11 protein-coding genes are annotated in these 14,291 nt (G+C 47.6%); 4 read left to right on the forward strand and 7 right to left on the reverse strand.

What is annotated here, in order from left to right:
* Nucleotides 1–25 precede the first annotated feature (25 nt).
* Entirely contained in the window at nt 26–805 is a 780-nt protein-coding gene (gene nadE / locus IT233_02130) for an NAD(+) synthase (GenBank protein ID MCC7301416.1), read from the forward strand.
* Nucleotides 806–852: 47 nt separating this feature from the next.
* On the opposite strand, the gene IT233_02135 is transcribed toward nadE, so the two are convergent.
* A complete protein-coding gene (locus tag IT233_02135; GenBank protein MCC7301417.1) occupies nt 853–2,640 on the reverse strand; it encodes a trypsin-like peptidase domain-containing protein in 1,788 nt (595 codons plus the stop codon).
* 186 nt (nt 2,641–2,826) lie between these two features.
* Between IT233_02135 and IT233_02140 the strand changes: the two genes are divergently transcribed.
* The 3 genes from IT233_02140 to IT233_02150 all read left to right on the forward strand — a co-directional run bounded on the left by IT233_02140 (nt 2,827) and on the right by IT233_02150 (nt 6,370).
* Nucleotides 2,827–3,777 carry a transglycosylase SLT domain-containing protein gene (locus IT233_02140; GenBank protein ID MCC7301418.1) on the forward strand — a complete coding sequence of 317 codons (951 nt, stop codon included), beginning with the start codon at nt 2,827–2,829 and terminating at the stop codon, nt 3,775–3,777.
* Between the two features lie 28 nt (nt 3,778–3,805).
* A complete protein-coding gene (locus IT233_02145; protein ID MCC7301419.1) occupies nt 3,806–5,050 on the forward strand; it encodes an outer membrane protein transport protein in 1,245 nt (414 codons plus the stop codon).
* A 105-nt stretch (nt 5,051–5,155) separates the two neighbouring features.
* Nucleotides 5,156–6,370 carry a T9SS type A sorting domain-containing protein gene (locus tag IT233_02150; protein MCC7301420.1) on the forward strand — a complete coding sequence of 405 codons (1,215 nt, stop codon included), beginning with the start codon at nt 5,156–5,158 and terminating at the stop codon, nt 6,368–6,370.
* Nucleotides 6,371–6,396: 26 nt separating this feature from the next.
* On the opposite strand, the gene IT233_02155 is transcribed toward IT233_02150, so the two are convergent.
* The 6 genes from IT233_02155 to IT233_02180 form a co-directional block, all read right to left on the reverse strand.
* Nucleotides 6,397–6,888 carry a hypothetical protein gene (locus tag IT233_02155; GenBank protein ID MCC7301421.1) on the reverse strand — a complete coding sequence of 164 codons (492 nt, stop codon included), beginning with the start codon at nt 6,886–6,888 and terminating at the stop codon, nt 6,397–6,399.
* A gap of 42 nt (nt 6,889–6,930) precedes the next feature.
* A complete protein-coding gene (gene secA / locus IT233_02160) occupies nt 6,931–10,224 on the reverse strand; it encodes a preprotein translocase subunit SecA (protein ID MCC7301422.1) in 3,294 nt (1,097 codons plus the stop codon).
* A 189-nt stretch (nt 10,225–10,413) separates the two neighbouring features.
* Nucleotides 10,414–10,635 (reverse strand): DUF2795 domain-containing protein, encoded by a 222-nt coding sequence (locus tag IT233_02165; protein ID MCC7301423.1) that lies wholly within the window; start codon nt 10,633–10,635, stop codon nt 10,414–10,416.
* A 177-nt stretch (nt 10,636–10,812) separates the two neighbouring features.
* Entirely contained in the window at nt 10,813–11,361 is a 549-nt protein-coding gene (locus tag IT233_02170; protein MCC7301424.1) for a cob(I)yrinic acid a,c-diamide adenosyltransferase, read from the reverse strand.
* 17 nt (nt 11,362–11,378) lie between these two features.
* Nucleotides 11,379–13,505, reverse strand: coding sequence for a glycoside hydrolase family 9 protein (locus tag IT233_02175; GenBank protein MCC7301425.1), 2,127 nt, complete (start codon nt 13,503–13,505; stop codon nt 11,379–11,381).
* Between the two features lie 26 nt (nt 13,506–13,531).
* Nucleotides 13,532–14,236, reverse strand: coding sequence for an ABC transporter ATP-binding protein (locus IT233_02180; GenBank protein ID MCC7301426.1), 705 nt, complete (start codon nt 14,234–14,236; stop codon nt 13,532–13,534).
* Nucleotides 14,237–14,291: the final 55 nt, after the last annotated feature.

The raw sequence follows: 14,291 nt of genomic DNA on the forward strand, positions 1-14,291 counted from the left end.
TGCCTGATGCAGATGGGGTTTTTTTATGCAACACCGGGAAATCACGGAACATATTGTCAGCTGGCTTCGCCACTACTGTGAAGGGGCACGAACACAAGGTTTTGTTGTGGGAATCTCCGGGGGAATTGATTCGGCACTTACTTCCACACTTTGTGCGCTCACCGGTGCTGAGACCCTTGTGATTGGGATGCCTATCCGGCAGCACCGGGCAGAATATGAAAGAGCGAAGGAACATATCCACTGGCTGGAATCTCGCTTTAAAAATGTACGTTCGGAGGAAGTGGATCTGAGCGAATCTTTTTCATCCATAGAAAATAAATTTCCAAGGGAGATCCAGGATCAGCTCACCATGGCCAATACACGCGCCCGTTTGCGAATGGCCACGCTTTATGCTTTTGCATGTCATTACAAACTACTGGTTGCAGGAACCGGAAATAAAGTGGAAGATTTTGGGGTAGGATTCTTTACCAAGTACGGAGACGGAGGTGTGGATCTTAGCCCAATTGCTGACCTTATGAAATCTGAAGTCCGCGAACTTGCACGGCATCTTGGCATCGCGGTATCCATTATTAACGCTGCCCCTACAGACGGACTTTTTGCCGATGGCCGGTCAGATGAAGACCAGATCGGTGCATCGTACGATGAACTGGAATGGGCCATGAAGTATATACGGAACGCTGAGCAGGTCCTAGATCTCAGCGAAAGACAGAAACGGGTGTTGAAGATCTACAGCGACTATCATAACCGGAACCGTCACAAGATGGAACCTATACCTGTCTGTACTATTCCGGATTCCCTGAAATAAAAAAACCCCGGTCTTCCGACCAGGGTTTCCAAATTTGCAGTGGTGTTTTACTGATAGCCTACGTTGAGCAAGGCCTGATTAATAAATTTACTCTCCTTGGAGTACACTTTGAACTTGTAATCTCCCTTTTTATAGATAGAATATTTAAAATACGTTGTTTGCAGCGTCTTTTTGGAGAGATCGTACTCCTTAGTTTCATATAGCTTGTAATCACCGCCATCTTTACGATAAATATCCATGATCAACCCCAGGGTATTCAGCGTATTCGGCTTGTTGGTTACCACAATCCACACGTAACTGCCTTTGTTTGCATTGATATCAACCGCATCCGTCTTTTCCCCGAGGTATCCGGTGTTTTCGTTAAGCCCGAGAGAAACATACACCTCAGACTCAGAATACGGGTCATCTTTCCCGCCATTCTTATTATTATCTCCCCCTGTGACATCAACGCTCAGGAAGGCATCGTTGATCCATTTACTTTCCTTGTTATAGATCTTAAACTTATAATCCCCTGCTTTATATATAGAGTATTTGAAGTAAGTGGTTTGCAGGGACGTTTTGGAAAGGTCATATTCCTTTGTTTCGAGCAGTTTATAGTCTCCTCCATCCTTAGTGTAAACATCCATGATCAAACCCAGGGAATTAAGTGTATTGGGCTTGTTGGTTACCACTACCCACACATAAGAGCCGTTCGGGGAAATATCAACAGAGGTAACCTCTTCTCCCAAACTTCCGGTTTCTTCATTTAAACCGAGATTGATGGAAACCTTTGATTTGGTATAAGGGTCATCGCTCCCCGAATTATTGTTGCTGTTTTTGTTATTGTTATTGGAATAATTTGAGTTTCCGCCGCCCAGCTGGCTGGCATCCTTGATTGGAAGCCGGTCACCCATAATCGTGTTGATAGAGCCTGCGTTCTTGGGAATGGTCAGGCCCTTAACTGTGAGTTTTGTCAAAATATCGGACTTAGGCGCCACGATATAATACATGCCATTAACACCTCCCACCAGGCCGATACCGGTCTTGTTACCTACAGCGGTCGCGATACCGATCACCTTATTGGATTCGTTGAATACCGGTCCGCCGCTGTTTCCGCCGTTGATCTGGGCATCTGTCTTAATGTATCCGTAATCCTTGTTGAATACATAATCAAGTCCGGAGAATTTACCGAAAGTGAGTGTACTCATATCTTTTTTATGTGTATCAAATTCCCCGTCGTACTGGGCAGGAAATCCAAATACACAGAGATCTTCTCCCTGCTGAGCTGCATCTGAATTACCGATTGGAAGCGGGAAGAATTTAGTGTAAACCGGCTGTCCTTTAATGTCGGAAACAATTTTCAGGACTGCTCCGTCAAACGATCCGGTACCCATCGTAAGTACTTTCGCTACATAAAGCGTATAGTCTGCTTCCCCTTTTCCGTGGTAAACCTGCACAATCGGGGTGGTATAACCCGTGCGGTAGGCTTTCACAAAGCCCGGACTGTTCACCAACTCATCGGAGTAAGGATCCACAGCACTCCGGGTGGTTCCGGTCTCATCTTTATAATCATAGTCAATATAGCCCTTCACGCAGTACTCTACCACGTGCCGGTTGGTAAAAATTACCCCATCCTCTGTAACAAAGAATCCTGATCCGCGCCCGATATAACCAGAACCAGGCTTGGAAGGGTTAGACTTTTCAATCGCTGAATCCACCAGGAGTATCTTGACAACACCCTTGTAATAGTTCGCAGCAATATACTTTGAGTCAAGCCCCTTAGCGGGGGGCTGTGCAAGGAGTGAGCCTCCCAGTAAGGTCAGAACGATACCAACCAGTAAATTTTTAAGTTTCATACGGGGTTAAATGTGGTTTCGGCAAATTTAATTATTTCTGATACCTCCATGCATTAAAAACCTTGCCAAAAATCATGATTTCTTACCATAGCTTTATGCCTGATTTTCATGCTATTCAACATCCGGGGGTGGATAAAGCCCTCTGTTTGAAACCTTATCCCCCTTTCTTCGTTGTAAATTAGCAGCATGCCAATGAGGTGGACCATTCATCTTCTTTCTTTCATTGCAACCGCCGGGTGGGCAGTCCCGCCCGGAACCGACACCCTTCGCATTGACTATGGGAAGGTAACCGTGCCCCTGAATAATACCGACCGGTATTTTATCAACAATACAGACCTCTTTCTGGAAGGGGTGGATACCCTCACACAAACCCACTTCTGGAGAAGACTGATCCGTTTATCACCTGATTCGGGGATCGTTTGCCTGGGGCATGACCGACGGATCGTAGAAGTGATTCCGGTTAAAAAGTGGGAACAATACTCTGACAGCCGGCTTAAATCGTACCGCGACAGTGTACGGAAAGCACTCGGTACTGATTCCACGGAAAGGGTCCTATTCACCAAAGGCAAATCAAATTTTTACCTTATCGAGACGGTAGCACCCGAAATACACCGGGGTATAGAGATATTTGAGGAAAACGGTGTAGATCCTTTTTATGCTCAGGCCATTCTGCTGATTGAAAGTCCTGGACGCCTGCAAAAATCCACTGCCGGGGCATATGGCCCGTTTCAGCTGATGCGCAGGGTGGCACAGCACATGGGACTTAAAGTAAATAAGCACGTGGACGAGCGGAAGGATTTTGACAAATCGGCCTGGGCTGCCTCCAAGCTGATCCGCACCATCTGCATTCCCTACACGAATGCAATGCTGGAAAAAAGGGGCATTGCCTGGTGTGAAACAGACCTTTGGTACCGGCTGCTGGTGCTTCATGTTTATCATGCCGGCGCAGGCAATGTGGAAAAAGCGCTGGCTGTTATCAATCCGGAAGTTGGCAGCATGGAACTTATAAAAACGCTCTGGAATACACGCGCAGGGGCATTTGGAAATTCCTCCCAGAATTATTCCCAGTTAGCCATTGCTTCCATCCTGGAACTCGACGAAAGCCTCGGGTATGGTCTGAGCAGGCAAGGCAACTGAAAAGCCGGAAATATCTCTACATTTGGAAATGTCCTTTAAGGGAAAAACATTCACTTTCCTGCTCAGTATGCTGGCAGGATGCAATGCAGTATTTGCCGGAGGTTTCCAGGTCAACCTGCAAGGTCAAAAAGCGACCGGTATGGGTCATACAGGCACCGGTTCAGCAAGGGATGCCTCAGCGCTGTTGTTCAATCCGGGCGCCCTGGCCTTCATGGATTCTGTGAATAGTATCATTTTTGGATCCAGTTTTATTATCCCGAAGATCGCCTACCGTGAACCCTGGCCCGGAGATTACACCGCGCAAAACGAATTGCATGTAGGAACCCCTTTCAGTCTCTATGCAGCTTTTAAATTAAAACCTCAGCATCATTTTATGCTCGGACTGGCCGTTTATACCCCCTTTGGGAGTCGTTCCGAATGGCCTTCTGACTGGAAGGGACAATTTCTGATTCGGGAAATCAATCTGAAAACGATATTCATCCAGCCCACCATTTCTTACCGGATTGACGATAAAATGGGAGTCGGGCTGGGAGTAATCTATGCTACCGGAGGATTTGGTTTGCGGAAGGGTGTTCCTGTGCAGGACAGTTCCGGCAATTACGGCGAAGGGACACTGGACGGAGCGGCCCGTGGTTTCGGAATGAACGTAGGCTTTTTTTACCGCCTCACTCCTTCCCTCACTGCCGGCATCAATCTCCGCTCAGCCGTAAAAGTGGAAGTAAAAAACGGTTCGGCCTCCTTCGAAGTGCCCTCTTCACTGGAAGAGTATTTTCCTGCTACCACTTTCCGGACCTCACTTACCCTTCCGCCGGTAGTTACAGCAGGATTTGGCTGGCGGGCGGATAGTGCCTGGAGCTTTGCCGCCGATATGAATTATGTGGCCTGGAGAACCTATGATTCACTTCGTATTGATTTTGAAGAAAACACAGATAAACTAAAGGATATCTCTTCTGCGAGGATGTATCATAACTCCTATATTTTCCGGGTAGGAGCTGAATGGAAGATAAAGAATGGTCATGCACTGCGTATGGGTGCTTATTACGATATGACACCCGTACCTGACGGTTACCTGACCCCTGAAACGCCAGACGCAGATAAAACAGGAATAACCTGCGGCGCAACGATCAAAATGGGACAAAAGGTAAATCTGGACCTTTCTTTCCTGTATATAGAAGGTCAGGAACGGACCGATACCAACATAGAGACACAATTCGGGGGAACATTCAAAAGCAGGGCATTCGTTCCGGGATTCGGACTGGAAGTGAAGTGGTAGGTAATAGTGGGAAGTGGGAAGTTGGCAGTCACGGGAAAGCCTTTGGTCTATTAGTTTTTTAAAGTCGAACCGGATTGATTACATTGGTCCCAATAATCACCTATTATGAAAAAAATATTTACGCTCTTTTTTGCTTGCAGCACTGTTTCTGCTTTTGCTCAAACCTGGCTTTTACCTGACACCAGCGGCGGAAGGTACTGTAACGAGATTTTTTCCAATGTAGTCACCACTTCCAACATCAGCTACGGGCAGGCAATGAATATCAATAACACCAACCAGGTGCTGCAGCTGGATATTTATTCGCCCGCCGGAGATACTGTTTCACACAAGCCCCTGATTGTACTGGCCCATGGCGGAAGTTTTATCTCAGGCAGCCGTACCTCTCCGGACGTTGTTACCCTTTGTACCCGGCTGGCTAAGATGGGATATGTAGCTGTTTCTATTAGTTACAGACTCGGTATTGGTTTCCCGATTGACTCCATCAACGCCACAAAAGCCGTAGTACGTGCTACCCAGGATATGAAAGCAGCCGTTCGGTTTTTCCGGCAGGACGCAATGGGCGCGAACCTCTATAAAACGCACCCCAATTATGTATTTGCCGGTGGAGTATCAGCGGGAGCATTTATGGGATTGCATCTCGCCTATCTCGATCAGGTATCCGAGGTGCCAACATGGATCAATCTTTCCACCATCGGAGGCTTGGAGGGCAATAGTGGAAATCCGGGATATTCTCACAAGGTGAATGCGGTGATCAACCTTTGCGGTGCGCTGGGCGATTCATCCTGGCTCGTAAGCGGAGATCCACCCCTGTTGAGCATGCACGGGAATCAGGACGCGACCGTTCCCTTTGGAACCGCGATGATCTATGTTCTTTCCTTCCCGGTTATGATCGTTGACGGAAGCGCTTCACTCGAACTCCGCGCGAACAATGTAGGAGTTCCCAACACTTTTTATCCATGGTGGGGACAGGATCACGTTCCGTTTACCAGCAGTACTGCCTATATGGATTCAACCGTTTGGGCAATCAGGGATTTTCTTTGTCCCCTGGTTGTGCAGCCAAGTGCTACAGGGGTCAGCGAATTGGTCATGGAGCCTGTTCTGAATGTATATCCCAATCCGGCCGGAGATCAATTCACTCTTTCTATTCCAGGAAAACAAACAGGATTTACGGTTATGATTTTCGATGTAAATGGCAAACTACTGATTGAAAAGCGGGATCAGACTACTTTATCCTGCACATTCCTTGAAAATGGTATTTACATCATCCGAGTACAAACCTCCGAAGGAATGTTCTATCATACCCGACTGTTGAAGAAATAAATCAGAGGATTGATGCAGTATTAATTTTACTTCTTTCCTTTCCCTTTACCGTTGTTCCCGCCACCGCCACCTTTAGAATCGTTGTTCGCTTTCTTTCCTTTCATCTTGCCATTTTTTCCCTTTGCGCTGTTCTTCAAGGCATGAAACTCCGGAGAACCGGGCTTGATCCCCATCTCCTTTGCTACTGCTCCCCATCCTCCTTTACCCTTGTGACGGTTGAATGAGGCAAGGATCGCATCATGTGATTTATTCATTTGTTGTGCAATCTGCAATAACATAAATACATCCGCCGGGTTACCTCCCATCTTCACCATCAGTTCGTCTATCAGCTGATTCCCGCAGTTGAAACTGGTGTTCATTTCTACCTTAAAGGCTTTCATGTCCAGCTTTGCACTGGCGTTGAGTTCATTCAACTGAACATCGAGTTCCTTATCGCCTGTTCCGGCTTTAAAGGTTACTGTTTGGGCACTCATGGTATAAACCATAATAACAAAAAGATGCAGCAAAGTGGTTTTCATGGGACTGTTTTGAGTCGAATTTACTAAAACTCCGGAATAAATCTAAGCACCATGGCAATTCTTGTATTTTTTACCTGAGCCACAGGGACATGGATCATTTCTTCCTACTGTTTTTTCCGCAATGATGGGTTGCCGCTTTTCAGGAGTCTGATTGGCTTGCGGCTGGCTCTGCGGTCCGGGTCCGGCTCGCTCCGTACGGGAGGTCTGCAACTTGGGTTGCGACTGTCGTTGCTGCGGAGCCTGCCGCATCTGCTGATTATTCTCTCCCTGAATGGCACACTTGCTCAGGAAAGAAACCACTTCCCGGTTTGTACGGGAAAGCATCTGATTAAACAGGTTAAAGCTTTCGAATTTATAGATCAGCAGCGGATCTTTCTGTTCGTAAACTGCGTTTTGCACGCTGGTTTTAAGATCATCCATTTCCCTGAGGTGCTCCTTCCAGGAATCGTCTATCATGGCCAGCACAACAGATTTTGTCATTTCCAGCGATATGCTGGCGCCTTGTGTTTCATAGGCCTTTTTGAGGTTTGCAACGAGCTGCAGGGTTTTGATACCGTCTGTAATAGGCACTACAATATTCTCGAACTGCTGTCCTTGTGTTTCATACACATTTTTGATTACCGGCCATGCCCTGGAACTGAGTGCATTCGCCTGTTCGGCATAGTGCGTTTCTGCTTTAGAAAACACCTCGGCTGTAATCTGATCGGTTCCCAATCTATTGAAATCTTCTTCGCTCACTGGCGACTCAACGGATAAGGTCCGGATCAGGTCCAGATTAAAATTAGGGTAGTCTTTCACTTCATGATGATCGCTGACTACGAGTTGGCTCACATCATAGAAGGTGTTCGAAATGTCAATGGCCAGCTTATCTCCAAAGAGTGCGTTTCTCCGCTTCGTATATATTACATCGCGCTGGGCATTCATTACGTCGTCGTACTCGATCAGGCGTTTCCGGATTCCAAAATTGTTTTCCTCAACTTTTTTCTGAGCACGCTCAATAGAACCTGAGATCATGCCGCTTTGGATCACGTCGCCTTCCTTGTATCCTACGCGGTCCATCATTTTTGTAATTCTTTCCGAACCGAAGAGGCGCATCAGATCATCTTCCATTGAAACGAAGAACTGGGAGGAACCCGGATCACCCTGACGGCCGGCCCGCCCGCGAAGCTGGCGGTCTACGCGCCGCGACTCGTGGCGCTCCGTACCAACAATAGCCAATCCGCCCGCCTCCCTAACTCCAGGTCCCAGTTTAATATCTGTTCCCCTTCCGGCCATATTTGTGGCAATAGTAACGGTACCGGCCTTTCCGGCTTCCTGAACAATCTCTGCCTCCTTCTGATGAAGTTTCGCATTCAGAACATTGTGTCTTATTTTTCGCATGGTGAGCATCTTGCTCAACAACTCCGAAATTTCTACAGAGGTTGTTCCCACCAGCACCGGCCGGCCTGCGTTCACACACTTTACGATCTCCTCGATAACCGCAGTGTACTTTTCCCTCTTTGTTTTATAGATCAGGTCATTATGATCTTTCCGGGAAATATTGCGGTTAGTTGGGATGACTACTACATCCAACTTATAAATGTTCCAAAACTCCTGTGCCTCTGTTTCGGCCGTACCGGTCATACCGGCCAGCTTGTGATACATGCGGAAATAATTCTGCAGCGTAATGGTTGCATAGGTTTGTGTGGCTGCCTCCACCTTCACATTTTCCTTGGCCTCAATCGCCTGATGCAATCCGTCAGAATACCTTCTTCCCTCCAGAACACGCCCGGTCTGTTCATCAACGATCTTTACCTTCCCGTCTGCCAGAATATAATCCACATCCTTTTCAAACAGTGCGTATGCTTTGAGCAATTGCTGCACGGTATGCACGCGTTCGGACTTGATCGAATAATCACGTAGAAGTTCATCCTTCTTTTTCCGCTTTTCATCTTCTGTACCGGCTCCCCGCTCGATCTCCGCGATAATGGCTCCCACATCCGGAAGCACAAAAAAGTGCCGGTCATCCGTTGAGGAAGTAATCAGTTCAATTCCCTTCTCGGTTAATTCAACCGAATTATTCTTTTCATCGATCACAAAAAACAGCTCGGCATCCACTTTCGGCATGTGCTTGTTCTGCTCCGCCATATAATGATTCTCCGTTTTCAACAGCAACGCCCTGTTTCCCTGCTCTGAAAGGAATTTGATGAGTGCCTTATTCTTTGGAAGTCCGCGATGAGCCCGCAAAAGGGCAATGCCTCCCTCTCCTTCCTTTTCTCCTGCCTTTCCTTCAGCAATCAGCCGTTTCGCATCCGCCAGCGCCGTATTGATATAATTCCGCTGAGCATTGAACAACTTTTCTACTTTAGGCTTATAGGCCTGAAATTCCTGGTTATCTCCACGAGGTGTGGGACCGGAAATAATCAGAGGAGTACGCGCATCATCAATAAGGACGGAATCCACCTCATCCACAATGGCATAATGATGTTTGCGTTGAACCAGATCTCCTAGTTCCCTTGCCATATTGTCGCGGAGGTAGTCGAATCCGAATTCATTATTTGTTCCGTAGGTAATATCAGCGTTATAAGCAGCACGTCGTTCCGATGAATTCGGTTCGTGCATATCAATGCAATCCACCGTAAGGCCCAGGTATTCGAACAGAGGTCCGTTCCATTCTGAGTCGCGTCGGGAGAGGTAATTATTCACTGTAACTATATGCACTCCGCGTGCCGGGAGAGCGTTCAGGTAGACCGGGAGTGTAGCTACAAGTGTTTTTCCTTCTCCGGTAGCCATCTCCGAAATTTTACCCTGATGAAGCACGATGCCGCCAATCAGCTGCACATCGTAATGCACCATATCCCAGGTGACTTCATTGCCGGCTGCCATCCAGTGATTTTGCCAGGCTGCCGTATCACCGCTGATCCGTACATAACCTTTACGTACCGCAAGGTTCCTGTCCAGCTCTGTTGCTTTTACTTCCAGAACCGGATTCTCCTTTAAGCGTTTCGCTGTCTCCTTTACCACCGCAAACGCTTCGGGAAGAATTTCTTCGAGCTTTTCCTCTATTTTCTTCAGAATCTCCTTGTCCAGTTTTTCCGCCTCCGAGAACAATCGCTCTTTCGTGGGAATATCTGCGGCTGTTTCGGCTTCTTTTCGAAGCCGTTTCACTTCATTCTCTTCTATTTCAATGTATTCGGAAATGCGCTTGCGGAAGTTCGCCGTCATACTGCGCAGTTCATCGTGGTTAAGCTTCGCTATCTTTTCGGACGCCCGGTGAATCTCCTCCACCATGGGGCGGATCAACTTCAAGTCTCTCTCATACTTGCTTCCGAAGATCTTGGAAAGGAATCCGAGCATATTCATTAAATTGTATCCTGTTGTATCACAGGGGGAAAAGGATAACAAAAGTAAACTTTATTTGCCATGATCCGAAGGGAAGGGTCAATATTGATGCCAGGAAGACCGGGGAGGACGAATTGACAGGGAGAGATAAAAAAAACTCCCGGAAGCCAGGCTCCCGGGAGAAAAAAAAGGAGTTATAAACTCCTAATATTCATCCTCATTGAAGAAGAAATCCTCTTTGGTAGGATAATCAGGCCAGATTTCTTCAATGGATTCATACGACTCTCCTTCATCTTCAATTTCCTGAAGGTTTTCGATCACTTCCATAGGGGCGCCTGTACGAAGAGCAAAATCAATGAGCTCTTCTTTGGTCGCAGGCCACGGGGCGTCTTCCAGGTATTGTGCAAGTTCCAGTGTCCAGTACATAATTATCCTCCTTAGAGATGCTTTAAGGTAAAACGCAATTCAATCTAAAAGGTTGCTTTGCTCTCCTCCGCGCTCAGGGCCCTTGTGCAACATTCGTGCAAAAGTAGAAATTAGCCTCACATATCAAAGCTCCTGTGGAAAAAGATTCAAGGAAAGAAAAAGTAACTGAAAATCAGCCTATAAACGTGGCTTCCAGGGCATTTCAGGGCTCCCGGTGTCTGCCGAAATCCTCCGGGCCAGCACAAAGAGGTAATCAGACAGGCGGTTCAGGTATGTGATGATGATATTCTCCACAGGATGAGCCGCCGCCAACGCTACACTGAGCCTTTCCGCCCTGCGGCAAACGCAGCGTGCGATATGACAATACGACACCGTTGTGTGGCCTCCAGGCAGAATAAAAGATTTCATTTCAGGAAGACCTGAAAGCATCTCATCGATTTGCTTCTCCAGCAACTTCACATCCTCCTCACCAAGATCCGGCAATTTCATTCTTGCTTTTTCAGGATCCGATGCAAGGCTTGATCCGATGGTGAACAGGCGATCCTGGATCTCCCCCAGTATGTTTCCGAAAGGCATAGCTTCCTTCTGGTCGCGGATCAGTCCGATCCAGGAATTCAGTTCATCAACCGTACCGTAGGCTTCAATCCGTGCATGCGATTTCGGCACTCGCACACCACCTATGAGTGAAGTATCTCCTTTATCGCCGGTTTTTGTGTAAATTTTCATAACGCTGAATGATTGCTTTACCGGTTTGATGACTGGTTCAGAAGTTTAAATGAGACCGTTCCGCCGGGTGAACGAAAAACAGCAAAAAATAATCCGTCTGAAAATTCTCTCAGATCTATCTGTGCAGGGCTATGAAGGAATAAAACGATTTGTCCTGATCCGTTGTACACTGTTACCTCATAATCTCCTTCTGCTGTTTCCACATTGAAAATGCCGGGTCCCGGATTGGGGAAAGTTTTCACCTGCACCGCGGGAACAGTAAGCGCAGAAGTGACTATGGAAACTGTATCTGCGAATTTGCTTATCAGTTTGATATATGCAGCCTGTGTGTAAATTCCCACTTCTGTAACCTCCCAGGAATTCTCTGGCCAGGAAGTATTCCAGTCCTTATATGACTTCTGCACCGGCTGGTTCATGGGAGGTGAAATGGGCGGACCGGTATAAGAGCCGTCCGGCTGGTAGGTGGGATTAATGCCGCAGGTCAGAAAACCGGGAGGCGGTCCGATGTATGGTACGGCCGAACCGTCGTACACGGTTGCATCTCCGAACCAGCCGTGATAGATCTCACGGATCGGACGATCGGCGCCGTACACATCGCTTTTAACCAGAAAGGAATAATTAACGGCATTCACTCCATGAAAAAAGTGGATATAATCCTCTGCAGCATACCGGTAGGCAGGATGATTTGCCGAATTGATGTTGTATTCGATCATGTTCCAGAAAATGGATCCGGTTTCCGCCTTGAATTCATTGTTATTCCATACATAATCCGCATTCTTCATATATGCCCGGTACAGATCCGTTTGTGCAGTAACAGAAGGGAGCAGATCTCCATTATTGGCTGAAACGGAAGTGCTGCAGTTATTCCTGATAGCATTCACTACGGAAACCGTAGCCCCCGGAACGGTGGTGTAATACAGGAGTGCATCCTGGTACGCAGATTCAAACGGATACCAGTAGGTCCACTGGATAGGCTGAATGGATGAATAGTTGGCATCCACGTAACTCCGGTACGTAACATTGCCGGTTGCCGCGTAGAGATAAACCGCTGCCGTGAAGGATGTGGCAGACTGTGCATACTGGGAAATCTCCGGATTGGCACTACCAAAACCTGTATTGGCATAGGAGGAGAAGCCGGGATTATTCTGCAGCCATGTCCATGCCAGTTGGGCGCGGCTCAGCAGTGTGGCCCCATAGGTTTGCGTTGCCGGAATACTGCCGTACACGATCGCCGCGTGTGCGAAAATACTTGCCAGCGTACGGGTAGCGGAAGATGCCACACCGCCGTAGAATCGCTGCGGATTATCCGCTGAGGGCGGGCTGGCGCTGGGAAAACCCTGGGCAGATACCTTCATAAGTCCGCCCCCGTTGCTCTCCTGCATTTTCATCAGCCAGTCCAGCTCCCAACGGATCTCATCGAGAATGTCGGGTATTCCGTTTCCGCTTTCCGGTATTCCGTAGTTATCCGGAAAAATTCCCGGATTCTGTTCATAGGCATCAAGGAGATAGTGAACCGTGGCATGACAAAAATTGGTGTACTTGTTATAATCACCTGCATCGTGCCATCCACCCGAGAGATCCCGTTCCAGTCCGGTGTTGTTGGGCTGTGTAACATCCCTGCAGTTCAGATCCTGCATGGATCCCACATGGCAGGCTGTGTTGTCCGTATGCTGGGAGGAAGCATACGGCACCGATTTTGGCAGGCCGCAGCGCTGATAGTAGAGCGCTCTGATGGCATGTTTTAAAGCATTGTTATATACATCATCATTTATGGTAAATGTAAATGATCGTTTGTTACTGGAAGGATCATTGACATAATAATCGCCCTGCACATTTACAGAGGTAAATTCAAACCACCAGCCTTTGTCGCCCGACTGGGTATGCGTATTTCCGTTGTTCCAGGGAACCGGGCTTCCGGAAAACACGACCAGGTTGTCACTGGCACGCCTGACTTCCAGGACAGGACCAGGAGTGAAAGGAGAGGGAGCATTGTACCCTGTTTGCGGTTCTATGATCACTGCTACTTTTCGGGCATTCTGGCGGTATCCGATCTGGTCAATTCGGAAATGGTCGTCAATAACGGATTGGGATAAAAAGCAAGCTGGTGAGCAGACCAGAAGGGATAGAATCAATACCGATTTCATGAAATGAAAGTACGGAATTTCCGGAATCAGGCCGGAATGTGTACTTTTCGTATAGCCAGGTTTTTTTCATCCCTGTCTACCAGCCCATCTTTCAGGCGTACAATCCGGTGAGCATGCTGAGCTATATCCTCTTCATGGGTAACCACAATAATGGTATTTCCCAGGGCATGAATTTCTTCAAACAAAGCCATGATTTCAATCGATGTTCTTGAGTCAAGATTTCCTGTCGGCTCATCAGCCAGAATAATGGAAGGCTTATTGACCAGTGCACGGGCAATGGCCACCCGCTGCCGCTGACCACCTGAAAGTTCATTCGGTTTATGGTGCATTCTGTCTGAAAGTCCCACCTGTGTAAGCACTTCCCTTCCCCGTTCCTCTCTCTCCTTTTTAGGCAATCCGGCATAAACCAGCGGCAGGGTCACATTCTCCAGCGCATTCATCCGGGGTAGCAGATTAAAGGTTTGGAATACGAAACCGATCTCTTTGTTCCTGACTTCCGCGAGTTCATTATCCAGCATGCGGGCTACATTCTTCCCGTTGAGGATATAATCCCCACCTGTTGGAGTGTCCAGGCATCCCAGCATATTCATCAGAGTAGACTTACCGGAACCGGAGGGCCCCATGAGGGCAACATATTCATTTTTGCTAATAGTAACAGAAACATCCCGAAGGGCGTGAATGGTCTCCGTACCCACGGTGTATATCTTGGAAATATGTGATATTTCAATGATGGAATTCACGGAGTAAAGGTAGTGAGCAGGTCAGTCGTTCAGACAGGATTGGGAT

This window comes from Bacteroidia bacterium, from assembly GCA_020852255.1.
Classification (GTDB): Bacteria; Bacteroidota; Bacteroidia; order JADZBD01; family JADZBD01; genus JADZBD01.

What these genes read in the sequence shown, in the direction of transcription:
- nadE (MCC7301416.1), top strand. Translation starts at nt 26, where the DNA reads ATGCAACACCGGGAAATCACGGAACATATTGTCAGCTGGCTTCGCCAC.
- IT233_02135 (MCC7301417.1), bottom strand. Translation starts at nt 2,640, where the DNA reads ATGAAACTTAAAAATTTACTGGTTGGTATCGTTCTGACCTTACTGGGA.
- IT233_02140 (MCC7301418.1), top strand. Translation starts at nt 2,827, where the DNA reads ATGCCAATGAGGTGGACCATTCATCTTCTTTCTTTCATTGCAACCGCC.
- IT233_02145 (MCC7301419.1), top strand. Translation starts at nt 3,806, where the DNA reads ATGTCCTTTAAGGGAAAAACATTCACTTTCCTGCTCAGTATGCTGGCA.
- IT233_02150 (MCC7301420.1), top strand. Translation starts at nt 5,156, where the DNA reads ATGAAAAAAATATTTACGCTCTTTTTTGCTTGCAGCACTGTTTCTGCT.
- IT233_02155 (MCC7301421.1), bottom strand. Translation starts at nt 6,888, where the DNA reads ATGAAAACCACTTTGCTGCATCTTTTTGTTATTATGGTTTATACCATG.
- secA (MCC7301422.1), bottom strand. Translation starts at nt 10,224, where the DNA reads ATGCTCGGATTCCTTTCCAAGATCTTCGGAAGCAAGTATGAGAGAGAC.
- IT233_02165 (MCC7301423.1), bottom strand. Translation starts at nt 10,635, where the DNA reads ATGTACTGGACACTGGAACTTGCACAATACCTGGAAGACGCCCCGTGG.
- IT233_02170 (MCC7301424.1), bottom strand. Translation starts at nt 11,361, where the DNA reads ATGAAAATTTACACAAAAACCGGCGATAAAGGAGATACTTCACTCATA.
- IT233_02175 (MCC7301425.1), bottom strand. Translation starts at nt 13,505, where the DNA reads ATGAAATCGGTATTGATTCTATCCCTTCTGGTCTGCTCACCAGCTTGC.